Source organism: Halomonas rhizosphaerae (genome assembly GCF_030010555.1).
Classification (GTDB): Bacteria; Pseudomonadota; Gammaproteobacteria; order Pseudomonadales; family Halomonadaceae; genus Halomonas; species Halomonas rhizosphaerae.
Genome location: NZ_JASCQP010000024.1, coordinates 1 through 23,572 on the forward strand (window position 1 = coordinate 1; position 23,572 = coordinate 23,572).

Annotated in this window: 15 protein-coding genes; 7 read left to right on the forward strand and 8 right to left on the reverse strand. The window is 64.8% G+C overall.

Annotation, left to right across the window (positions count from 1 at the left end):
• From QLQ83_RS08900 to QLQ83_RS08910, 3 genes are all read right to left on the reverse strand, one after another.
• On the reverse strand, positions 1-985 hold a 985-nt coding region (locus QLQ83_RS08900; protein WP_282734302.1), incomplete at its 3' end, for an IS481 family transposase.
• A 66-nt stretch (positions 986-1,051) separates the two neighbouring features.
• A complete protein-coding gene (locus tag QLQ83_RS08905; protein WP_326521404.1) occupies positions 1,052-1,357 on the reverse strand; it encodes a divalent metal cation transporter in 306 nt (101 codons plus the stop codon).
• 120 nt (positions 1,358-1,477) lie between these two features.
• Positions 1,478-2,395: a dihydrodipicolinate synthase family protein gene (locus QLQ83_RS08910; protein WP_282735171.1), complete on the reverse strand. Its 918-nt coding sequence runs from the start codon at positions 2,393-2,395 to the stop codon at positions 1,478-1,480.
• 277 nt (positions 2,396-2,672) lie between these two features.
• On the opposite strand from QLQ83_RS08910, the gene QLQ83_RS08915 reads away from it, so the two are divergent.
• The 4 genes from QLQ83_RS08915 to QLQ83_RS08930 all read left to right on the forward strand — a co-directional run bounded on the left by QLQ83_RS08915 (position 2,673) and on the right by QLQ83_RS08930 (position 6,451).
• Positions 2,673-3,677, forward strand: coding sequence for a LacI family DNA-binding transcriptional regulator (locus tag QLQ83_RS08915; protein ID WP_282735172.1), 1,005 nt, complete (start codon positions 2,673-2,675; stop codon positions 3,675-3,677).
• A gap of 67 nt (positions 3,678-3,744) precedes the next feature.
• Positions 3,745-3,900: an MgtC/SapB family protein gene (locus tag QLQ83_RS08920; protein WP_282735280.1), complete on the forward strand. Its 156-nt coding sequence runs from the start codon at positions 3,745-3,747 to the stop codon at positions 3,898-3,900.
• Positions 3,901-4,375: 475 nt separating this feature from the next.
• Positions 4,376-5,776: a selenium-binding protein SBP56-related protein gene (locus tag QLQ83_RS08925; RefSeq protein ID WP_282735173.1), complete on the forward strand. Its 1,401-nt coding sequence runs from the start codon at positions 4,376-4,378 to the stop codon at positions 5,774-5,776.
• Positions 5,777-6,451 (forward strand): hypothetical protein, encoded by a 675-nt coding sequence (locus QLQ83_RS08930; RefSeq protein ID WP_282735174.1) that lies wholly within the window; start codon positions 5,777-5,779, stop codon positions 6,449-6,451.
• Positions 6,452-6,683: 232 nt separating this feature from the next.
• On the opposite strand, the gene QLQ83_RS08935 is transcribed toward QLQ83_RS08930, so the two are convergent.
• A complete protein-coding gene (locus tag QLQ83_RS08935; protein WP_282735175.1) occupies positions 6,684-6,785 on the reverse strand; it encodes a hypothetical protein in 102 nt (33 codons plus the stop codon).
• A gap of 44 nt (positions 6,786-6,829) precedes the next feature.
• Complete coding sequence (locus QLQ83_RS08940; protein WP_282735176.1) at positions 6,830-7,888, reverse strand: GGDEF domain-containing protein; 1,059 nt, start codon at positions 7,886-7,888, stop codon at positions 6,830-6,832.
• Positions 7,889-9,025: 1,137 nt separating this feature from the next.
• On the opposite strand from QLQ83_RS08940, the gene QLQ83_RS08945 reads away from it, so the two are divergent.
• From QLQ83_RS08945 to QLQ83_RS08955, 3 genes are all read left to right on the forward strand, one after another.
• Positions 9,026-9,904, forward strand: a complete 879-nt coding sequence (locus tag QLQ83_RS08945) for a hypothetical protein (RefSeq protein ID WP_282735177.1) — start codon at positions 9,026-9,028, stop codon at positions 9,902-9,904.
• 159 nt (positions 9,905-10,063) lie between these two features.
• Positions 10,064-11,443, forward strand: coding sequence for a LamG domain-containing protein (locus tag QLQ83_RS08950; protein WP_282735178.1), 1,380 nt, complete (start codon positions 10,064-10,066; stop codon positions 11,441-11,443).
• Positions 11,427-13,085 carry a hypothetical protein gene (locus QLQ83_RS08955; protein WP_282735179.1) on the forward strand — a complete coding sequence of 553 codons (1,659 nt, stop codon included), beginning with the start codon at positions 11,427-11,429 and terminating at the stop codon, positions 13,083-13,085. The genes QLQ83_RS08950 and QLQ83_RS08955 overlap by 17 nt, the downstream gene beginning before the upstream one ends.
• 473 nt (positions 13,086-13,558) lie before the next feature.
• Here QLQ83_RS08955 and recD read toward each other — a convergent pair whose 3' ends face one another.
• The 3 genes from recD to recC are packed head-to-tail and all read right to left on the reverse strand — an operon-like array spanning position 13,559 to position 23,530.
• A complete protein-coding gene (recD, locus tag QLQ83_RS08960) occupies positions 13,559-15,781 on the reverse strand; it encodes an exodeoxyribonuclease V subunit alpha (RefSeq protein ID WP_282735180.1) in 2,223 nt (740 codons plus the stop codon).
• Positions 15,774-19,832, reverse strand: a complete 4,059-nt coding sequence (recB, locus tag QLQ83_RS08965) for an exodeoxyribonuclease V subunit beta (RefSeq protein WP_282735181.1) — start codon at positions 19,830-19,832, stop codon at positions 15,774-15,776. The genes recD and recB overlap by 8 nt, the downstream gene beginning before the upstream one ends.
• Positions 19,829-23,530 (reverse strand): exodeoxyribonuclease V subunit gamma, encoded by a 3,702-nt coding sequence (gene recC, locus QLQ83_RS08970; RefSeq protein ID WP_282735182.1) that lies wholly within the window; start codon positions 23,528-23,530, stop codon positions 19,829-19,831. The genes recB and recC overlap by 4 nt, the downstream gene beginning before the upstream one ends.
• Between the last annotated feature and the right edge of the window lie 42 nt (positions 23,531-23,572).

A 23,572-nucleotide genomic window follows, 5' to 3' on the forward strand; every position in this document is an offset into this window, starting at 1 on the left:
TGTAGGGTCCCGGATGATTGACTACTCGCTTGGTAAATAGCGCTGGCCGTTTAGCCTCCCATTCTTTCATCGCTGCAATTGGTGATTGATGGTGCAGCGCCTTCTGGGGGATATGGTGATTGTACAACCAACAATACCGCTTCAGCGTCTGCTCTAGATCCTCACCTGATGCATAGCATCGAGTGGCCAGCACATCGCTGATACGACCGTTGAAGCGCTCCACCATGCCGTTCGTCTGAGGCCGCCCAGGCTTGATCAAGCGATGCTCGATGCCATGTGCCTGGCACTCCTGGTCAAACGGATGCCGGCCGCTGGGCTTGCGCTCACCGGCCCGTGTGAAGCGATCGGTGAAGGATTTGCCGTTGTCAGTCAGCACCGTCTGGATCTTGAAGGGCGCCTTCTCTTCCACCTGTTTCATGAACGCGCGAGCATCCTTCGCGGACTGGCTGCTGCGGACCTCCAGATACACCCAGCGCGTTGCCCGGTCGATGGCCACGTACAGGTAGCGCTTCTGCTGCTCGTCAGGCATCTGGGGCAGGTGCTTGATGTCGATGTGCACATACCCCGGTTCGTAGTCCTTGAAAGGCTTGTATCGGGGCGTCTCATCACCGCCGACATCTTGACGGGCCAGCTCCGCGAGCGTTGGCACGTCACGCCGCTTGAGCATGCGGTGCAGGCCGGAACGTGACAGCCGAGGGTTCAGGAACTCGCGGGCAACGATCAGCAGATCATCGAGGCCGAGCCGAAGAAACTCGCGAGCGGCGACCAGCACTTCCTCCTGCTCGTGGGTGAGCGTGGTCAGCAGGTTGTGGCGCGTGTGGGGTCGATCATGGACATCGCCTCGGTAGCGCCAACGGCGAATGGTCGAGTCGGACACACCGTACTGACGGGCCAGTTCGCTGTCACTGATACTGGCGGACGCTGCCTGGATCTCAGCACGAATCTTCGGTGTCGTCGTCGCTTGCTTATGCAGCTTGATGTCCATGAACCTGCTCCCGGATGAATTGCTGTAGAAGCTCTCTGGCTGCCAGCAGAGGATAACTCCTATAGCTCAGTTGATCATCCGGGACCCTACAACTACTGATTCGTTGGTTGCCAGCCCAAGCCGAACTGCCATATCATTAAAGACGAACATGAGCACTGCTGATACCAAGATAACCCACAATAGGACGTATCCATATTGGCTACCTGCTTGGACAGCGGATGTTAGGGCGCCAGGTCCGAATCTCCAGGCGCCAGCCACGAAGGCAGGCCCCATGAGGGCAAGCATTTGTGGAACTGAAAGTGAAAAGCGTGAGCGATTATCAGCTATCGTTGAAGAGGCGGTACTTGGATTTTGCTTTGAGCCACTTTTCATCCTGTTCTCCTGATAAGCTTATATTTTATAAGAAGGAGCGAGAGACTGGCCAGACGGTGATACCCCCTGGGGCACCACCGCCAGGTAATAGCTGTCTCTGAGACAAGCCCACCTTACGGCTCAGGCCAGTCCGGCTTCACGCATGGCGTCAGCAATCTGTCGATCTGCGCCTTCAGCGAGCGGGCGCAGAGGTGCACGTACAGTGGCGTGATCAAGAATTCCGCGAGCTACGAGTGCCCACTTGAGCGCCACGGTGCCTTCCATGTGCGAGCCCCGGTGGTAGACATTCTTGGTCACGGGAAGCAGTCGATCATGAAGTTCCCGCGCCTTAGCGTAGTCCTTGGCCTTGCCAGCTTTGATCATCTCGATAAGTGGCTCAGGAGCAATACCACCGTAACCTACCAGTGCTCCATCCACATCGAACATGGTGTGCAGCAGGTACTCATCGTGGCAAGTCAGGATTTGCAGGTCCGGCTGCTCAGCGCGAATCACAGGAATTTCTGTGTCCCAGCGCTTCATGTTACGCACACCGTTTTTCATGGCAAAGACGCCAGGCTGCGCTGCAATATCAAGCTGTGTCTGAAGGTTGTAGTTGGCCTTGGTGTTATCCGGGTACTGGAAGAGGATGAGTGGCAGCCCACTTTCAGCGTGGATGCGGCGGTAACGCTCCTGCGGGGCACCTTCTTGGTAGCCGAACCGCAGCCATCCATGTGACGGGTAGACCAGCCCCGCAGAAGCGCCAGCCTTGACTGCACGCTTGGCTTCTTCAGCAGCAACGTAATCGCCTTCGCCTGTGATGCCAGCGATGATGGGAATTTCACCTTTCACCGATTCGACGAATGCTTCGATGACGCTTGTTTGCTCTTGGGAGGTGAGGAAGGTGCCTTCCCCGGCATGGCCTAGCACTACCAACCCTTTGACACCATCGATGCTTCCCAGCCAGGCGCCTAATTTGTTGATCGCCGCGTAGTCGATTTCGCCATCACGGGTGAAGGGGGTGACCGGTGCGGGGGTAAGGCCTCGGAGGTCCAGACTCATGGTAATTCCTCATGTACGTGGTTATGATATCGTTCCTGGGAACGATTGCATGGTGGCTCGGGAAGTCAGCCTCGTCAAATACGACTTTGGTCTAGGGCGGCGCTGGGCTGGGCAATTTGCCTTGTCATGGTGGGGTTGGATCGAGGGGGAGGGGGCATGCTGCTGTATGATCGCGACCGAATCGCCCAAGTCGTGTAGGTTAGTAATTGCCTATGAGCACGAAGGGCACCTGGATGGCGCTTCCTTGACGTAGATAGTGGTAGGGACTCGAGCATCGATGAATGAGAAACCGGTAACTATGCGTGACGTTGCTAAGGCCGCAGGCGTAAGCACGTCTACCGTCTCGCGCGTCTTAGACGAACGTCTACCTCCTTCCAAAAGTCCAGCAGCCCAGCGGGTGAAAGAGGTTGCGGACGCGCTCGGATACAAGCGCGATATTCTTGCCTCTAGCTTGCGACGGGGGGGGACCGGCACCATCGGTGTGTTGGTTCCGCGCTTGAGTGACACGGTCATGGCACTGATCTATGAGGCTATTGCTCGTGCCGCTATGGACCGGCAATGTTTTGCCATCGTAGCCACCTGTGGTGACGACCCTGACAGTGAACGCCAGGCGGCTGAGTCGCTGTTGAATAGGCGAGTTGATGGGTTGATCTTGGCGACCAGCAGGCTTGATGATCAGCTACCCTCACGGTTGAGAGCCCAAGGCGTTCCACATTCCTTAGTACTGAGAACCGATGGGATCAGCCCTTCGTCAGTGGGTGACGATTCTCAGGGTGGCTATCTAGCTACCCGGCATTTGCTTGATCTTGGCCACCGGGATATTGGGCTAGTGGCTGGACCGAGTTTCGCCTCCAACGCCCGAGGGAGACAAGAAGGATTCCGTCGCGCAATGCGTGACGCGGGGGTTCAGGTGCGAGAAGAGTGGGTTGTCGAGTCGGGTTTCAGTATTGAGTCAGGGGAAGCGGCTGGTTTCGACCTCCTCTCGCAACAGGAGCGCCCCACAGCTATTTTTGCTGTCAATGATAATCTTGCCATCGGCGTTATGGCCGCTGCACATCGTCTTGGAATCATGGTCGGACAATCGCTTTCTCTTGTCGGTTATAACGACACGCCTCTAGCAAGCCGTCTACCGGTCCCTTTGACCTCTGTGCATATCCCATTCGATGTTATCGCTCAACAGGCAATTGAGCTTCTTTTTAAAGATAACCTTGAAGAAGGTTTGTTTATCAAGCGTGTTATGCCCAGCTTGATTCCAAGAGATTCATCAGTTAGGTATCGGTGAGATAGAGAAGATTTCTTGCCATGGAGCATCATGATTTAACTATACAATATGGAGTGGAGCTACAGGGATTACCACGGCGGCTGGCATTTGGTTCACGGTCGCGACAGGAATAGCCGTTGGCCTGGGGCGCGAGCAAACCGCTGTGCTGTGTACTGCTTTGGCTTGGTTGGTACTATATGTAATGCCTTTCTTCATTCGCTTAACGCTCAAGAAAATTCCATAACCCTGGACACTCAAGCATTAGATTATTTTCAGAACATCGGCGTAACATCTGACTAATCAATTGAATGCGCGCCCCACACCTACAGTCACTTGGCGCTCATGGCTCGCGCCAGTGATCACAGGTTCTTCTTCACATCATATCAACCCTTCGAACGTCCACTCCTGGCCGGATGGAGAAGTTTACGCCACGCTGATGCAAAAGTTTGGCAACTGACGACCCGAAGCGGCCATGTCGGAAAAGGTAGCGGGCGTGCGAATTTTGGGGGCTACCTTCGGATTGGGCAGGCAGGCGAAGGTGAACGGAGTGTCCTAGACTCGCTGGTATGGCGGGGCCGCCGGCAAGCGTGGCCGTTTTCCGGCGCTGCTCGCCCGCAGCGCCTACAGGCGTCCGGCCGCCTCAGTGGAGCGATCCAGGGACTGCGGTGGACTTGTGAACGACGCAGGTGGATTTCCTGTCCTTTCCAAGGGAGGGCACCATGACTTTTCGACCCGACCCGACATTCCACGCCACGGCGCAGCTGGCCATGCGGGCGCCCGTGGAGAACTATGGCTTCACCGTGATGCTCAGCCCGGACGGCGCGCAACCGGACGCGCTCGCCGTGGTCGATCTGAATCCGGACTCGGATCGCTATGGCACCATCGTGCACACCCTGGCCATGCCCTATACAGGCGACGAGTTCCATCATTTCGGCTGGAACGCCTGTTCCTCGTCGCTGTCGCCGATGTCCGGTCATGCCTTCCTCGAGCGCCGCTACCTGATCGTGCCGGGGATTCGGTCCTCGCGCATCTACGTGATCGACGTGAAAGATCCGCTCGACGCGAAGATCCACAAGATCATCGAGCCCGAAGAGGTTTTCGAGAAGACCGGTTATTCGCGCCCCCACACCGTCCATTGCGGGCCCGAGGGCATCTATATCTCGACACTCGGTGGCGGCGGAGCGGACGGTACGGACGGACCGCCCGGCGTCTTCATCATGGATTGCGAGACCTTCGAGATCCTCGGCCGTTACGAGATGGATCGGGGCAAGCAGGACAAGCATTACGATTTCTGGTGGAACCTGCCGCAGGACTACATGGTCAGCTCCGAATGGGGGCTGCCGCCGCAGTTCGAGAATGGCATCGTCGCCGAGGACCTTCTGGCGAACCGGTACGGCCATTCGATCCATTTCTGGGATCTGCGCCGGCGCAAGAATATCCAGACGATGGATTTCGGCGAGAACTACCAGATGGCGCTGGAAATCCGGCCCGCGCACGACCCGAAGAAATCCTACGGTTTTTGCGGCATTGTCGTGGACACCACCAACCTGCAAGGCGCGATCTTCACCTGGTGGCGCGGTGACGATGGCACCTGGCAGTCCAAAAAGACCATCACCATCGATCCGCGCCCCGAGGCGGCGGAAAACCTGCCGCCGCTCCTGCAGGGGTTCGAGGCGGTGCCACCGCTGGTCACCGATATCGATCTCAGTCTCGACGACAAGTACCTGTACGTGGCCTGTTGGGGCCTGGGCGAGATGCACCAGTATGACGTGTCGGACCCCATGAACCCGGTCCTGACCGGAAAGGTGGAACTGGGCGGCATCGCCCGAGGCACGCCCCATCCAGGCGGCGGGGCCTTCGTCTTTGGCCCGCAGATGGTCGAGATCAGCCGCGACGGTAAACGGGTCTACTGGACCAACTCGCTCTATTCCTCATGGGACAATCAGTTCTATCCCGGGCAGGAGGGCGGCCAGATGGTCATGGCCCGTGTCGGTGACAATGGCGGTCTGACGCTCGATCCCGATTTCTACGTCGATTTCCCCAAGGGCTATCGCGCCCACCAGATCCGGCTTGAGGGCGGCGATTGCTCGACCGACAGTTTCTGCTATCCCAACCTCTGAATGGGGCTCGACGACGCGGGCACGGTGACGGCCCTTTGGGGGGCCGTCCTGCTTTCCGGGTTCTATCACGGCGTCAATCCCGGGATGGGGTGGCCGCTTGCCGTATCGTCCGGCTTGATGGACGGGCGGGGCCAGGCCATGGTCAAGGCGCTCGGGGCGCTGGCGGCCGGCCACCTTCTGGCGATGCTGGCGATCCTGCTGCCCTTCTCCATGATGACCGTACTGCTCGACTGGCAGACCGAAATCCGCGTCGGCGCCGCAGCACTGGTGATTGCCGCAGGCGCCTACCTGCTGATCAATCGCCGGCATCCGAGGATTCTTGCCCGGGTGCATCCCTCGCGCCTGGTGCTCTGGTCGTTTCTCGCCGCGATGGCGCACGGTGCGGGCTTGATGCTGCTGCCGATCTACCTGGGCATTTCCGGAACTGAGCCGGGCGAGGCCGGCCACGCGGCCGCGCGCGAACTGATGGGGCGCAACATCGGCTCGGCGTTCGTCGTGGCGCTGGCGCATACCGCCGCCATGACGGTGGCCGGTGGCGTGATCGCCACAGGGACCTATTACTACCTCGGGCTCAGGTTTCTGAAGCGCACATGGTTCAACCTCGATGTGGTCTGGGCGTTGAGCCTGATCCTCGTCGGTCTCTCGGGGCTGTATCTGGCCATCAACGGGCACTGAGGCAGGCGCGGACACGATCTCGGGCCGAGCTGTTTGCCAGGCTGTTTGGTGGTGCGTGGCGTAGGCTTTGCAACGGTTCGCGGCGACTGTCGAGGGGGCGATATCGCCGACGTCGGCCTCGGCCGTGACCAACGCTCTGCCCTCAGCAGTGCTCCTTGCGGGAGAATGGGGCCACAATAGGGCAATGCCACAGCCTTCACATAGCCTCGCGACTTCTCCGGTGGTTACCCCATCACGCCTCGTCTTCCACTTCCTGACTCATCACGACCCGGTTCCTGCCGCCGTGCTTCCCGGCGTATAGAGCCTGGTCGGCCTGGTTTATCAGGTCGGCCAAGTCGGTCTCCTCGTTGACAACTCCGGCGATACCGATGGTGACGGTCAGGCGGTGTCGGGCATCTCCTCCCTCACCGGTAGCTCGGCGACCTTGCTCTGCAGGCGCTCCGCTACCATGTGCGCGTCCTTCAGGTGCGTGTCCGGCAGGGCCACGATGAACTCCTCGCCTCCGAAAAGACCGATCACATCCTGGGGCCGGAGGGATCGCTTGCAAGTTTCCGCGATCGCGGCCAGCACCCGGTCGTCCTGGCTGTGCCCCCAGGTATCGTTGATGGCCTTGAAGTGGTCCACGTCGATCATCATCAGGCTGAAGGGTGACCTGTCGAATTGCGCTCGCAGTAGCAGGTCCTGGGCTCGGGTCATGAAATGACCGCGACTGTCCAGGCCCGTCAAACCATCCCGTTCGGCGACCCTGCGCAGCTGGGCTTCCAGCGACTTCCGGTGAGAGATTTCCTCGGCCATCTGCTGGTTCTGGATACGCTCTTCCTGCAGAAGCTCGAACTGCTTTCGCTGCAGCTTTTCCAGGCGCAGCAGCGCGAAGAAGCCCACGGCATTGGTCATGATGAGCAGCAGCGATATGCGCAGTGCCACCACTGCAGGAGTGTCCGCCACCATCACCGCTGAGGCCAGGAAACCCAGGCTCAGGTAGAGGCTGGCGGTGGCCACCACGGGCAGCAGGTTGGGGATCAGCAGGTAGAACGCCATGGTGGCGACCACCACCGCGGTGACTTGGGTGGGCAGGCTCTCGGGGCGCAAGGGAATGATCAGGATGATGCCCGTCGCCAATATCCAGAGGGGCAGGGCGTGCAGCCACACCCGGCGGTTATAGTCGCCGGCGCGTCCGATCAGGAAGGCCAGCACCAGGCAGGAAACCACCACCAACAGGCGCATGGCGAGCAGCAGGGTGAGCTCGGTGCTCACGCCGGTGTAGTGGTAGTCGGAAATGGCAAACATGCCGAAGACCAGGGCCGCCACGCAGAGCGCAAGGCCGGACTCGAGGCGCACCCTGGGCGTGATCTCCCGGCGATACGTCGCCTCCCTGACCGGTTCGCGAAACTGACCGGTCAGCCGGTGCAGCGGGTCTCTTGTGATGGGTGACGACAAAGGGCGACTCTCCCTGTCCCTTAGAGATCTAGGCTTTGTCCGAAAACTGGCTGCGCTCGGGCCATACGGCGTTAAAAATCGACTCAAAGTACTCATTTACACCTCGTAAACTCTGTCTTTTCGCCGATTTTTTCCTTGTCTGACCTTCGGTCGCCGACTTTTCAGAAAAAGCCTAGTATCTCGGTGATCTTTAGCTCGCCGTTCGACAAGACCTTGGATGAGAGAGACAGCGGAGTCCCCCTGCTCTGCCAGCTTCCGTTGCCAGCCTCGGCGTCTGATAGAGTCATCTTGCTGTTGTGGTACCAGCTGACAAATTCAGAGTCTTGCAGCAAGGAACCGAGAGACTCGCGCACCCTTGCTCCCACCGCGCTCTGATCGGGGCTGATCAGGCTGGCAAGAATACGCTGCAGCTCAGGATGTCGAGTCGAACAGCCTCCATGACACGCTGCCACTGCCGCCAGCGAGCCATGTCATCTGACTCGGCTTGCAAGTCCTCGAGCGTGTCCCACACCTCACATTCCAGGTAGAGGCCTGCCTCTGCCAGTGGCGCGCCGAACTCCTCGAGCAGCCTAGCGGCTTTATCTCCCGACAACTGCCATCTACCGTCTTTGCCTTCCGAAATGCGGGAGTCCGCCACCTAGAGCGTATAGCAATATTCCTGCACATTCTTTGAATCGCCCCGGGTATTCTAGACATACGTCAAGCTCTGAGTGTAACGCCGTTCGTGCTCGATAAGGGACAGGTAATCGATCAGTCAGACAGGGTTGCCGCCTATTTGCCATCCACTAGGATTTACTATAATTCGACGGGAAATAAGCTAAGACCAAAATTTTCGGTATTTGTCTATCGCAGACTGCCCGATATCTCACTATCTTTCAATTATAAATTTTGATGACGATAGCTGAGTTTCTCCCCTGCGCTTGCGCTATCGCGGCAGGGATTTTCTGTGCTGGATGTCGGAAATTGAGTCGACTGTGGAGAGCAGAGGGCAGGTTTTCAGCGTACTTGGCTCCATGCTATCCGGATTCGAGGTGCATCGGATGGTTACCGATAGACTCAACAGCAGTTAGCGGCTTTTGAACTTGGGGAAAAAAGGCATTTTTTGCAAGACTTCGACCTTATGGGAGTACCTGTGCCATGAAGTGTCGTGCAGTTCTCAAGATTTCGGCGTGCCTGCTGTTGCTGCCCGCAGCGACGGCCTCGGCGAATGCGGACTTCATAGTCAAGTTCGCCACCAGCACCACCCAGGGCATCTTCGACGACGGCAATAACAACCTTTCCGACGGACGCCCGGACGGAGCCTGTGGCGTTGGCTTCGGCGACGTGCCGCTCGCCACGGACAACGACGCCTCGAGCTCCGATCCCGGCGACATCTACGCGTCCACCGCCTCCAACGGCCTCGGCGCTGCGCAGCTCTACACGAGCTTCCCGACGCTGAGCCTTTTGCGGGTGTATTTCGGAGGGTTCGGCGGCAACTGCCCGGCGACCAATGTGTACGAGAACAACAACGGCAGTCCGTGGGGCTTCTTCAACGGCGAGACCGCGCTCTGGATCGAGGCCAGCAGCTTCGTTTGGATCGACGCGAACGGCCTTGCCATCGACGACGGGCCGCCGCGCCCCATCGGCCCGATCCTGGATCCGGACAGCAGCGGCACGTTGGGGACGGAGATCGAGACGATCGATTTCCTGCTGAAGAGCCTGGTCCTGAAGGCTAACGTGGAGCGGAACGCGGAGATCGCTACGGCAGTGGCCGGGCGTCTCGACGGCTTTAATCGGTCGCGCAGCGATTACGACAAGGAGGCCCGCTCGATGGTTTCGGAGACGCTGGACCGCGCAGCCAAGGCCGCTGGCTGGTGCGACGACGCGATCGCCGCGTTCCGGGCTGCGCAGGACGACTCTGACGCCTTGATCCGCGAGGCGCGGCGAGGCGTGGCGCAGGAGACCTGCGCCGCGGCGGCGACGCTCGCGGGTCAGGTGCGCCTGGCGCGCGACGTGGAGCGCAGCATCGGCGAATGAGAACGGCGTCTCCCGGGCGCGAGGCGGTGCGCGGTTGACTGGTCCGGTCAGCTCTCCCGGGAGCTCTTTGTGAGCGATTCCGCGAAGGGCCGGATCAGGTAGTCCAGCGGGGCGCTCGCCGGTCAGGATCACGCGCCGCGAAAATGCCGCACTCCTTCCATGATCATGTTCGATCTGTTCGTGAAAACGACTGCCATGATCATGTTCGATCTGTTCGTGAAAACGACGCGAGCATTTCGATTTGCTGGAGGAATAATGATGCTTCGACAAATTTTGTACTACGATTTTGCCCTTGCTGGGCAAGCGATTGATCGTTCAGGACATTTCAATCACGGCCACCACACGTCGACCAATGCGACGTCGGGTCCAGGGGACTTTCGCGGCATCGCCTTTCTGTCAGAGCAGAGCCGCGTGACGGTCCCGCATCAACGGTCGTTTAACATCATGACGGCAGTGCGGGTGGATATAAGGTTTGAGCTTGAAGCCTTGGAGCGACGGGTCAACCTCGTTGAAGCCGAGCGATCGTTCGCGCTGTTCGTCCGCGGGGACGGCGTGATCACCTTCGTTTACTACGCCCCGGCCGAGCAGGGTGAGCCGGAGGGCACGCTTTTGGGCGCCAGCGGGCTCACGTTGACACCCGCCCCAACGGGCTCGACTGACCCGTTTTCGGTGGAGTCCTTGACGGCAAATCCGCCACCGCCGATGCCGAACTATGAGTGGCACGGGTTGAACACGTCCGCCGAGTTCAGCCCGGACGGAGCGGAGCGGACGGTTGGGGTGGACAGGTTCCACACGGTCTCCGTGCTTCACGACGGGCTTGCCACCATGAGCATCACTCTCGACGGGGTTCTGGCAGCCTATCGATCCGACATTCGCTATCCCGTTGTGCCGATCCAGGCGCCGGGGGCTATCACGATCGGTGCGTGGCCCCACGACGGCCGCTACACGCTCAATGGGCGGCTCGATTTCGTCCGGATCTGGCGCTACGACCCGGCGAACAATTTTAGGCAATTCAACTGCCGGCCCATGTCACAGGAGGCCCGCAATGCCTGGCGCGCCCTGAAACGACGGGTGCTCGATGGTCTTCAGGATCCGGCCGAGCGGGCTCATCTTGCCAAGCTTTTCGTGTGTCTTGATGAGCTAGAGGGCGAATTCTATCGCCGGATCGCCAAGGCAGGACCTGCGGCGATCGACCAGCTGGAGACGTTTGCGCGCCGCTATGTGGACCTTTGGTGCGGGGGGCGTGTGAGCGGCCAAGATATGAAGGTGCTCATGCAGGAGTTCTTCGCCTGGCTGGCCGTCGTTGATCCGGACTTTCTCGAAAAATCATTCGGACAGATGCTGTTTTGCCTGAAGGGGATCGGGCAGCTCGATTTCTGCGATACGACAATGAAAGTGGCAACGTGTGATCCGGACTGGGGCACGCTCGTCGACGTGATTGCGGAGGCAATCCCCAACCCGATTTGCCCGGACGCCCGCCCGGGGTGCATGCACCGCAAAAGCCATACGGAGGAGACTCGGTATGACCCTGACACTTGAGGAAAAAGCCGTACTGATCGACGCTTACGAGCCGATCGTCTACTACCATCCGCAGGAAAAATTTCCGCCAATCAACCCTGCCACGTTTATGCGAGCGTCGGCCATGTGGTGCAACAAGCCGCCCCGCCACCGGCTGGAAAGTTGGGGCAACTGCGCGCATGATCCAGAGGAGACGGCCTTCCCCCGGGCGCCGCTCATACCCCTCGGCCAGTTGAAACTGACACCCGAGGAGCATGGCATCGACGGCGGAATTTGGATCGGCAATCAGCCTACCGGAGACGGGTTCTACCGCTATCTTGCCGACAACGAAGAAGCGGGGCTATTCCTCCAGCGGGGCGACTGGACAGGTCGTGGCCCGAACGACGTCCAGCCGCCTGACCCCGGCGACCTCATGTTTGCCGGGATCGCCGCGGAGCCGTCGCCGTTCGGCGCCAACATGGTCCACGTCTGGGCCGATGTTCGCGACCAGGACACCGCGCCACTCGTACCTCAGAGCACCACGGCGGCGCTCCCGCCTGGCATTGCCAACGTCATGCAGATCCATTATCCCCGCGGATACTGGATGATTACGTACCACTACTTTTATGCGTATCACGAAGAACGGCTCATCGATTGCGAGATCGACAGCGAGTGGGCCCGCGCCCGCATCGACGAAGAACCGATGCACGTGCTGCCCCACGGGACGTATGAAGGGGAGTGGCAGGCCGTCACAGTCCTGGTGCCGAACCCCGGGGCGCCGCCGCAGCAGGGATCGCCAACGCATGTGCCGCCAGGGCCAGAGAGTCCGCTCAACATCGACCCGGAAGACATGCCTCAACCGGATCAGATCGGTCTCAGCCGGCGTGCACGGGGTGTGCTTGCCAATTTCGTTGGACGTACCGCGCAACCGGAAGACCTCACCTTTATGGTCACTCGGTCATTCGTCGGTACCGATGTTGCGAGGATCGACCGCCACGCAAAGGTCTTCGTTGCGCGTGGAACCCATAACATGTACTTCGAGGCTGGCCAGCAGACGGCGCCGAAGTTAGACAATGCTCTGCCCTATCAGGTCGACATCCCCGATATTTGCGAAGACTACGACAGTGTGATCGATGAGTGGCAGGGCTGGATCCAAACGATCGACCAGACCCGGTTTCGCTTTCGAAAGGGAAGGGAGGTGTCGGTCGGCCTCAACAAGATCTTCATGGGAATTGCGGTTGGCGGGATCATTGGCGGGCTCTTTGGGTTTGTCACAAGCGTGCATGAAGGGGTGGCCCAGAGCCGCCGCACCTTCGACCCGCCTGAGTGGCCACAGGGCCCCGAAGAGGTCGATGATGAGGGCCCGCCGGTGACGCCTCCAGAGGGGCAGCCGAATTTTGGGCTGGTGCTTGCGCCGGCGGCCCTGGTGGAGGCAGTTGAGGCGGACCTCAACGTGCTTGGGCAAACCGCGCAGCAGGTGAGTTCGCCGGAGGGAGAGGCGGCCGAGCGGGTCGTCATTCGCGACCTTCAACGCCAACCCTGGTGGCAGCCGGACGGGCAGAGCCCCGTCGGCTATGAAGGGCGCTGGGGGATTGTGACCGAACGCGATCCCTTCGATCGGCGATCAGGGTCGAAGATCCCCGCCTTCGAGGCGGTGTTCCTGAACTCACTGTTCCTTGAGTAGGTGCGCTAGGGCGCCATCAGTTCATCACGACGTTGTGCCCCGCCCCAACCTCTTTGTCGAACGCGCGCTGGTAGAATTCGGCGGCCATATCGCGTTCGGTTTGGTCGCACTTGTTGAGAAAGTGCACCTCAAAGGCGAACGCAACGGCAACGAAAATTTCACTGATTATACAAATAATTTATAATGTATTGATGAGGCGCCCATCACTGTTGCCTAGTTGTATGGTCCCGGGAAGTAGTGGACGGGGGCTTCATGAAATCTCTCGGGATCATCCTGCCAGCGTTCAAGCATGAACCAAATGGGAGTTTTCCTTGAGCGAACGGAGCGGACGAGCAGTATTGTACGCCCACAGGTAGTCCTTCAGATAGTATCTAAGACGTGACGATGGTGGCGCTCGCGGTGAGCGCCCCTGCTGCCGGCCTGGTGCAATATAAGCGTTTCTAGGTAGCGGTAAAACGGGCGGCTGCCAACGCTTATCTGGCGCCCAGTCCGCTCACCCGCATCACGCGCCTCTCCACCGCCTCCGGCAACTGGCCGCGTCCGGTCTCGACCAGGGTAAGCCAGTGCCTGGCGCGGGTGATGCCGGTGTAGACCAGCTCCCGGGTCAGGATGGGGTTTGGGGCGTCGGGGAGCAGCAGGGCGGTGTGGGTGAACTCCGAGCCCTGGGACTTGTGCACCGTCATGGCGTAGACCGTCTCCACCGCCTGCAGGCGGCTGGGCAGCACCCACTTGATCTGGCCGCTGCCATCCCCGGCGGGGAAGGCGACGCGCAGCGCCGGGCCGCGTTTGGTGCCATCGCTTGAGCTTGCCGGCTGCGGCAGCGCCAGGCTGATGCCGATATCGCCGTTCATCAGCCCCAGGCCGTAGTCATTGCTGGTCACCAGCACCGGGCGGCCGGGGTACCAGAGCCGGCGGCCATCGCCGGTGTCGATCAGCCCCTCCCGCTCCAGTGCGGCGCGGATGCGCTCGTTCAGCCCCTCCACGCCCCAGGGGCCGCGGCGCAGGGCGCAGAGCAGCTGGAACTGGCCGTGGGCGGTGAGCACCGTGCGGGCCCAGTCATCCAGGGCCTCGCGGTCGATCTCGCCATCCTCTCCTGACTGCGGCGCGGCGGCCCTCATGACCTCCAGGTAATGGCGATAGCCCACCGGCGGCAGCAGTGGCTGGCCGCGCAGCGTGCGGCCCTCGCCTGAATTCGGGAAGGCCGCGGCGTGGCCCGAGACCACCAGCCGCTCCAGGCTGCGATCCTTGTCCGTTTCCAGCTTGAGGTGGGAGAGGTCGGCATAGCCGTGGCCCAGCACGCCGCGGATGGCGGCGCGCTTCTGCTTGCCCGGTTCATCGCGGTTGACGGCGCCGGCGAGCTGGCCGATGCCGCTCTCGGCATTGAAGCGGTGGCTCACTCGTAGCATGGCGATGGCCTGGTCCAGCAGGGCACCCTCGGCGTCGCGCATCGCCGCGGGCAGCGCCTGGCCGGTGGCCTCGGTGAGCCAGTCGGCGGTCTCGGGCGTGTAGTGGCCGCCCTCGGCCCGGGCGCACAGGTCGCCCAGCACCGAGCCGGCCTCCACGGAGGCGAGCTGGTCCTTGTCGCCCAGCAGCACCAGGCGCCCACGGGGCGGCAGGGCATCGAGCAGGGCGGCCATCATCTCCACGTCGACCATGGAGGCCTCGTCCACCACCAGCACGTCCAACGGCAGCGGGTGGCGGGCGTTGTGGCGGAAGTGGCGGGTATCGGGGCGCGAGCCCAGCAGCCGGTGGAGGGTGGTGACCTCCTTGGGGATGGCGGATCTGAGCCTGCTGACACTGCCATCGCCGAAGTGTCGGACCACCAATAAATTGGGCTCCCACACTGGGTTGCTGCCCTCATCCTTCTCGGAGGCAGTCAGCAGTGGGGCCAGGCTATCCAGTTGCAATGAGCTGACCTGCCCGGCAATGGATTCATTGAGGCGCGCGGCGGCCTTGCCGGTGGGGGCGGCCAGGCGGATGCGCAGCGCTCGCTGGCCCGCGCCCAGCGCCAGGGTCTGCAGCAGGGCGAGCAGCTTGACCACGGTGGTGGTCTTGCCGGTGCCGGGGCCGCCGGTGATCACCGCGAAGGGCGAGCGGGCGGCCAGGGCGCAGGCGGCCTTTTGCCAGTCCAGGGAGTCGCTGGAGGGAAAGAGGGCGGCCAGGGCCTGGGCCAGGGTGGTGGTGTCGTGGGCGTCGGTGGCGCCGCTTTCCAGCCGGGCGGCGATATGCTGCTGGATCGAGCGCTCGTGGTGCCAGTAGCGGCGAAGGTAGAGCCGGGTGCCGTCGAGCACCAGCGGGGTGTTGCCGGGGCCGTCGCCGATGATCAGAGGGTGAGTGAGCGCTTCCTGCCAGTCGGCCAGCGCCAGCTCGCCGAGCAGCTGGCTGGGCCGCGGTGGCGGGTCCTCCAGGCTGTCACCCTCCGGCGGCAGCGAGAGCGCCAGGTCCGGCTCGGCCAGGGTACGTTCGAGGTCCAGGCAGACATGGCCGCGGCCGAACTGGTGGCTGGCCAGCGCCGCGGCCAGCAGCAGCGGGGCGGGGGCGTCCGGCACCTCGCGGGCCAGGAAGGCGGCAAAGGCGCGGTCCAGGGCGCGCAGCCATCCGCGGGCCACCCAGCGGTCGAGCAGGGCGAACAGCGCCTCGGTATCGTGCAGGGCCTCGTTGGGGGCGGCCTCGTCGGTATGCGGGTGGTCACTCATGGCTGGTCTCCGGAGTGGCATCGGCGTCGCGGAACAGGGCGTCCAGCGCCTCGATCAGCTCACTTGGCGGACGCTCACGGTGCACGCCGCGGGAGGGCGCGTGCTGGCCGCGCAGGAAGACATAGAGCGCCCCGCCCAGGTGGCGGTCGATGTCGTAGTCCGGCAGCCGCGCCTCGAGCAGGCGGTGCAGGGCCAGCAGGTAGAGACAGTACTGCAGGTCGAAGCGCTTCTCGCGCACCGCCTCCGCCATGGCCGCCTCGGCGTAGGCCTCGTCGTCGCGGCCTAAGTGGTTGGACTTCCAGTCGAGCACGTAGAAGCGACCCTCGTGCTCCACCACCAGGTCGATGAAGCCCTTGAGCATGCCGTTGAGCCGATCGCGTTCCAGTGCCGGGCGAGCGGCGCCGCCCAGTGTGTGAGCGCTCACGAGGGCGTCCAGGCGGCCGGTGTCGACCTTGTGGGCGGCGAACCAGAACTCCAGCTCCACCTGGTAGTGAGCGCTCTCCAGCCGATCCAGGCGCAGCGGCGTCACCGCCCCCTCCGGGGCCTGCGGCACCGGCAGCTCGCTTTCCAGCAGGCCATGCAGCCAGGCCTGCAGCGCCGGGATGCGCTCGCGCCAGCCGCGCAGGTTGGCGCGCCGCGCCAGGGTGTCGTCGAGGCGCTCGGGGTCGGCGGCCAGCCGCGCAAAGCCCTCGTGCCCAGCCCACTCCAGCAGGCCGTGCAGGAAGGTGCCGGCCGCCGGGCCGCGGGGGAAGCGGTGGAGCGAGGCCTCGCTTACCGTCGCGGGAGGATGGGCCGTGTCCTGGGGCTCGTCGCGCATCTCCCGCGCGGTGGCCTCCAGAGCGGTCTCGGGCTCTTCCATAAAGAGCGCAGTCTCGGGCTCTTCTATCAAAACCGAGGGCAGGAGCGCGGTCTCGGGCTCTGGCAAGGTCGTTGTTTCGGGCGATTCCTCCCCCTCACCGATGCGCTCGACACCCAGCCTCAGCGCCGAGTAGCTGGCGATCCACCAGTGCTCCCGGGCGCGGCGGGCGGGGGTGAGCGCCTCGCGCAGGGCCTCGTCGTGGGCCTCGATGGGCACCACCCGATCATCGGGCTCGGGCGCCGGTTCCACCGCCAGCACGCCATCGCGGCCACCGGCATCCTCCACCAGCGGGAAGAGCGCATCCAGCAGGCCGTCTGTCGAGAGCGGCGCCCCGGCGGTCAGCACCTGGCCGATGGCGCTGCGCTCCAGCCCCTTGAGCGGGGCGATGCCCAGCCAGGTGGCATGGCGGGCGCGGGTCAGGGCCACGTAGAGCTTGCGCAAGTCCTCGCCCAGGCGCTCGTCGTCGGCGCGGGCCAGCACCGTGTCGTCGGCCTCCAGGGAGAGGTGGCGTCGGCCCGCCTCGTCGTGCCAGGTGAGCGGCAGGTCGCTGGCCTTCTTCTCGCGGAAGGCGCAGATGAAGGGCAGGAAGACCAGCGGGTACTCCAGGCCCTTGGACTTGTGGATGGTGATCACCTGCACCAGGTCGGCGTCGCTCTCCAGGCGCAGGCGGTGGGTGTCGGCCTGCGCCGGCGGTTGGCTGCGGGCCTCGCTGAGGTGGCGCAGCAGGGCGTGCTCGCCGTCCAGCTCGGCGCTGGCCTGCTGCAGCAGTTCGCCCAGGTGCAGCAGATCGGTGAGGTGTCGCTCGCCACTGGCGCTCCTGAGCAGCCGGGTGGGCACCGCGAAGTCGGCCAGCAGCCGGTGCAGCATGGGCAGCACGCCCTGGCGCTGCCACTGGCGGTGGTAAGCCCGGAACTGCAGCACGCGCTCCTCCCAGGCCAGCTCGTCGTGCTGCAGGGCATCGAGATCGTGGAGGCCCATCCCCAGGCTGGGCATGGCGAGCGCGGCGTGCAGGCGCCGCTCGCTGTCGGGCTCGGCGCAGGCGGCGAGCCACACCTCCAGCTCCAGGGCCGCCGGGGTCTCGAACACCCCCTCCTTGTCGGAGAGGTAGACGCTCTTGATGCCGCGCTCGAGCAGCGCGCCACGGATCGCCCTGGCCTCGTTCGCGTTGTTGACCAGCACGGCGAGATCCGAGGGCTTGAGCGCTCGGAAGGCCTCGCCCGGCGAGCCGAAGCCGGTTCGCCCGGCCTGGCCCTCGCGCAGCAGCTCGGCCATCCGGGTGGCGCAGCGCGCGGCCATCTCCTTGAAGTAGGCGCCCTTGCTGAGTCCATCGCTTGGCCCCTCGGTTTCGTCGCTCGCGAGATGCCCGCCCGTCAAGTGCCACAGGGTCATGGCCGGCAGCGGTTCGCCGTCGCGGGTCAGGGCGTCCTTCCTGCCCTTTGCCGCCACGGGTAAAAAAGGTACCGGGTTGTCGCCCTCGGGCGTCTTGAACAGGAAGGCGCCGCGGCCGGCGGGATGGGCCTCGGCGAAGCGGAACACCCGGTTGACGGCCTCCACCATGGCGGTGGCCGAGCGGAAGTTGGTGCCGAGCGTCACGTGGCGCCCCGCGGTGTCGCGCCGCGCCTGCAGGTAGGTGTGGATGTCGGCACCGCGGAAGGCGTAGATCGCCTGCTTGGGGTCGCCGATCAGCAGGACGGCGCTGGGGTCCTCGGGATCCGGCGCCCGGGCCAGCCGGTAGACGTGGTCGAAGAGCCGGTACTGCACCGGGTCGGTGTCCTGGAACTCGTCCACCAGGGCCACCGGGAACTGGCGACGCACGTGGGCCGCCAGCGCCTTGCCGGCGGGGCCCTCGAAGGCGCGGTCGAGGCGCTCGAGCAGGTCATCGGGGCCGAGCTCGTCGCGGCGCTGCTGCATGCGCTCACGACGCTCTGCCATCCAGTGCACGGCATGGGCCAGCAGGTCGGCGTGGGCGTCGGGCAGGGCCTCGAGCCGCGCCGGCAGCTCGGCCAGGGCGTGCAGGGCCGGGTGGTCCAGCGGTTCGCCCTGCTGCCAGATCTCGGCCATGCCCTCCGGTGTCAGGCGCTTCCAGGCGGTGTCGGTCAGCGCCGGCGTGGCGAGTTCGGGGTCGTTGGCCCAGTCGCGCAGCGCTCCCAGCCAGCCGGCACGGCTTCGGCTGTTGAGCTTGCGCTGGTCGAAGGCCTTGGCGGCGGCGGCCGTCTCCAGCCGCTCGGCGAGCTCATCCAGCCAGGCGGGCCAGGGCGCCTTGAGCTCGGAGAGCACCCGCGCGCGTTCGGCCTGCATGCTGGCAAGTGCCCCGGCGGGGGGCGGGGCGTCGGGCAGCAGGTCGGCGTCGCCCTGCAGGCGGCGCACGTCCTCGGACAGGGCATCGGGGGTCTCCCAGTAGCGGGTGACCACCGCCAGGGCCTCGGCGTCCAGGGCGTAGTAGAAGCTGCGCCAGTAGTCCCGGGCGACCTCGAGCTCGAGCTCCGACTGGTCGAGGTTCATCTCCAGCGAGAAGAGGCTGCCGCTCTCGAAGGCGTGCTCCCGCAGCATGCGATGGCACCAGGAGTGGATGGTGGAGACCGAGGCCTCGTCCATCCACTCGGCGGCGAGCTGCAGGCGGCGGGCGCAGGCGGGCCAGCGCTCGCGGGGGAAGCTGTCGCGCAGGGCCAGCAGCGGGTCGCTGGAGGGAGCGGAGCCAGCGGAGGAATTATCCACTGAGCCCAAGTTATCCACTGGCGGTTCGTCGAAGAGGTCTCCCGTCGGGCTATCGTTCGAGCTGGACGTGGCAGAGTCGGCGGCAGGCCGAAGAGGATGTCCTATGCCAGGGATGGCGTCGGTAGCGCCCAGGGAGGGGTTCACAGCGCCTCCTCGCAGGCCTGCCGCCGACGATCCGTCTCCATTCCTTGACGCCAGAAATGCATCCGCCGCCTCCACCAGCCGGGCGCGGATGCGGTCGCGCAGCTCCCGGGTGGCGGCGTTGGTGAAGGTCACCACCAGGATCTCCGGCGGGGTGAGGGCACGGGGGAAGCTCTCGGCGTCGGCCTCGTCCCGCGGGCCCAGTACCAGGCGCACGTAGAGCAGGGCGATGGTGAAGGTCTTGCCGGTGCCGGCGCTGGCCTCGATCAGCCGGCTGCCGGTGAGCGGCAGGTGGATCGGGTCCAGGGTGGGGGGCGTCTGGTCCTGTGCGCTCATGCCTGGCCTCCCTTGCCCTTGTCGCCATTCCCCTTGGGGCTCTTCTCCTTCGGCGTCTTCACCGCGCGCAGCAGCGGGGCGTAGAGCCGCTCGGCCAGCACCGCAAAGCCGCCACCTTCCGCCGACTGGACCAGCGCCTCCAGCTCCGGCCACTGGCGCATCAGGTAGGGGTCGCGGCCACGCTCGCCGTGGTCGTTGTTGTAGCCGCTGCCGCGGAAGGCGGTGTCGGCGGCCTTCCAGGCCTTCTCGTTCTCCTCGTCGGCGGCGCCGGCGAGGCAGCGTTGCATGGCCTGGGGGGTGCCGCCCTTCTCCAGCCAGGCGAAGGCGGTGTCCCGGGCCAGCGGCAGGGGCGTGGCCATGCCGTGTTGCCAGGCCGCGGCGATGTCGGCCAGGTGCGCGCGGGCCTGCTCGGCGGGGATCGGGGCGAGGGTGCCGCCACCTGCGCGGGAGAGCAGCCGCGTGGTCATGGGGCCCGCCACCTGGCCGGCCAGGTGGGCCACCCAGGGGGTGAGCCAGTGTCGCCACTGGTACTTGTTCTTCTTGACCAGGCTGCTGGTGATAAGCAGCACCCGGCAGCGCTCGCCGGCGTCGTTGACGCGCAGCTCGCCCAGCCAGTCCTCCAGTGCCAGGCCCTCGCCCTGCTCCCGTTGCAGGTCCAGCGAGACACCGAGCGGCTCGTCCAGGGCGTGGGGCCACGCCTCGAGCACCTGGCGGTAGTCGGCGAAGAGCGTGTCCATGGGCTCGACGAGATCGTCGCGCATGCGCTCGGCGAAGCCGCCCATGGCCAGGCGGCCCTGGCGCTCGAGGCGCTCCAGGGTGGCCAGCATGGCAGGCTCATGGGGCTCGCCGGCCTCCACCGCCTCGCGACTCGCCTCGATCAGCACGTGCTGCAGCTGCCAGTGATCGAGGCCATCAAGCCGGAAGGGCTCGTGGTCGAGCCGCTCCATGGCCTCCGTTTCCAGATGGACCTTGAGCCGGGTGGTGTAGAAGGCCTGCACCGGCGCCTTGAGGAAGGCGCCCAGCTGGCCCAGCGTCAGCGGGGCCTCCTGCCGGAACGGCGCCAGCAGCGGCTCCGCGGCAGGGGCCGGCGCGGGCTCGGCGTCGGGGCGGTGCAGCTCGCGCCACTCGTGGGCGTAAGTGAAAAGGCTGGATCCCTCTCCACCGGTGCCCGATGCCGCACCCTCCATATCGGTGCCCGATGCCGCACCGCGGAAGTATTCGATGCTGAAGGGCTGCAGCGGGTGCTCGGTGGTCAGCGCGGCCAGCAGCGCCTTACCGTCATCGTACTCGTTCCCGGCCAGCCGCCAGCCGCGGGCCAGGTGGTCGCGTAGTTGGCCGAGCAGCACCGAGGGCGGCTGCTCCGTGTTGTCGATGATGCTGCGCCCTACCCAGCTGATGCTCAGCCGGTCGCGGGCCGAGAGCAGCGCCTCGAGGAAGAGGTAGCGGTCGTCCTCGCGGCGCGAGCGGTCGCCGGGGCGGTAGTCCTGGGCCATCAGGTCGATGTCCAGCGGGCGCTGGACCCGCGGGTAGTCGGCGTCGTTCATGCCCAGCAGGCAGACGTGGCGGAAGGGGATGGCGCGCATCGGCATCAGGGTGGCGATGTTCACCGCCCCGGCCAGGAAGCGCTGGGAGAGGCTCGCCTCGTCCACCTGGGCGAGCCAGTGTTCGCGCACAACCGAGAGCGGCAGCGGCTCGGTGAGCCCGGCCTCCTCGGCACTCTCCTGCCAGGCTTCCAGCGCCTGCTCGAGCCGGGTCAGCGCCATCAGGTCCTGGTTGGAATCGGCCAGGAAGCAGGCCTCCAGCAGGCCGCGCAGCCGCTCGCCCCAGGTGGCCACGTCGCAGGGCCTGGCCAGGGTCTGCCACTGGGCCTCCAGGGTGTCGATCAGGGTGACCAGCGGGCCGGCCAGCGCCGCCTCCAGCCCGCCGATGTCGTCATAGGGCTCGATGCCCTGCCAGTGACCCTCGGTGGCGCTGCCCACCGCATAGCCGAGCAGCAGCCGGCGCAGGCCGAAGGCCCAGGTGTTGGCGGTGAGGCCTTCCGGCAGGTCGAGGCTCTGGCGCTGGCGGGCGTCGAGTCCCCAGCGGATGCCGGCGCCCTCGATCCAGCGGCGCAGGGTGGGCAGGCCGGCCTCATTGATGCCGAAGCGCGCGCGGATGGCCGGCACCTCCAGCAGGTCGAGCAGGTCGCTCACCGAGAGACGCAGCTCCGGCAGGCGCAGCAGCGATTCGAGGGCGATCAGTAGCGGCAGGCGGTGGCGGCTGGCCTGGTCGGAGAGGGTGAAGGGGATATGGCGCGGGTCGTCGGGGTCCAGCCGGCCGAACACCGCCTGCACCGCGGCGGCGTACTGGTCGACGTCGGGCACCATCACCAGGATGTCGCGGGGCTTGAGGGTGGGGTCCTCGCTGAAGGCGGCGAGCAGCTGGTCGTGGAGGATCTCCACCTCGCGCAGGGCGCTGTGAGCGACCTGGAAGCGCAGCGAGCGGTCGCGGGCCGGGGCCGCGGCGGGCCAGGCCTCGCGGGTCTCGGCCAGCGGGCGCAGCTCCAGGATATCGTCCTGCAGCTGTCGCAGCAGGCTGGGCTCGGCGCTCTTCTCTTCGGTGCCTTCCGCGTCTTCCAGGGGAGAGTCGAAGAGGTCGATGCGCAGCGCCTCGCCCTCGAAGAGGCCCCGGTAGGCCTGCTGCTCGTCGAACTCGTCGAGCAGGCGCAGGTAGTCGCGGCCCTGCTTGCCCCAGGCGGCCAGCAGCGGCTGGGCGTGCAGGTGCAGCTCGGTCTCGGCGAGGTCCGCCGGCATGCCGGGGCGGCGCTGCTGGCGGCGGCGCTCGGCGCGCAGCAGGTCCTTGTGCTCGATGATGTCTGCCCAGTAGTGGCGGCAGGGGTTATGCACGCAGAGCAGCACCTGGCTGACCCGCGCCATGGCGGCCAGCGCCTCCAGGGTCTGGGCGGGCAGCGAGGAGATGCCGAACACGATCACGCGGCGCGGCAGGCCGGGGGGACGGCTGGCCGGATCGAGCGCCTGGCATGCCTCGAGGAAGCGCTCGTGCACCGCCGCGCGGCTGGAGGCCAGGCCCTCGGGGCCCTGGGCTTGAAGAATGTCATCGCGCAGCGCGCGCCACAGCTCGGCCTGCCAGCGCTGCTCCTCGGCCAGCGGGCGTGCCTCGCCGCGAGCGGTGAGGATCACCTCCTCGCCCGCCGCCCAGGCTGCCAGCCAGTCGGCGCGGTAGACCTGGTACTGGTCGAGGAGGTCGGCCAGGCGCTCGGCCAGCTGGTGACGCTTGCGCAGATCGTCGTCGTCTTCCAGGAAGCGCGCCAGGGGCGCGAAGGTGGGCGAATCGAGCAGGGCGGGCAGCAGGCGCATCAGTCGCCACACCAGCCGCGGCTTGTCGAAGGGGGAGACCGGCGGCACCGCGTCTTCTCCCAGCACGGCCCGGTAGGCCTGCCACAGGAAACGCGCCGGCAGGGTCACGTCCAGGGCGGCAGCGATGCCGGCGCCGCCGTGGGCGCGGTCCTCGGCGAGCGCCAGCTTGAGCCACTGGCTGATGCCGTTGCTCTGCACCAGGATCGTCTCGTTCTCCAGCGGCCCCAGCGGGTGGCGGCGCATCCACTCCACCGCCAGGCCGCGCAGCGCCTCCAGGCGATTGCCGTGGATCACCATGAAGCCGGGTTCGAGTTCAGGGCCCTGGAGAGCGGTGAGGGACATGGCGCGGTTCCTTCGCTGGGTGCCGGGGCCTCTCATGGTGCC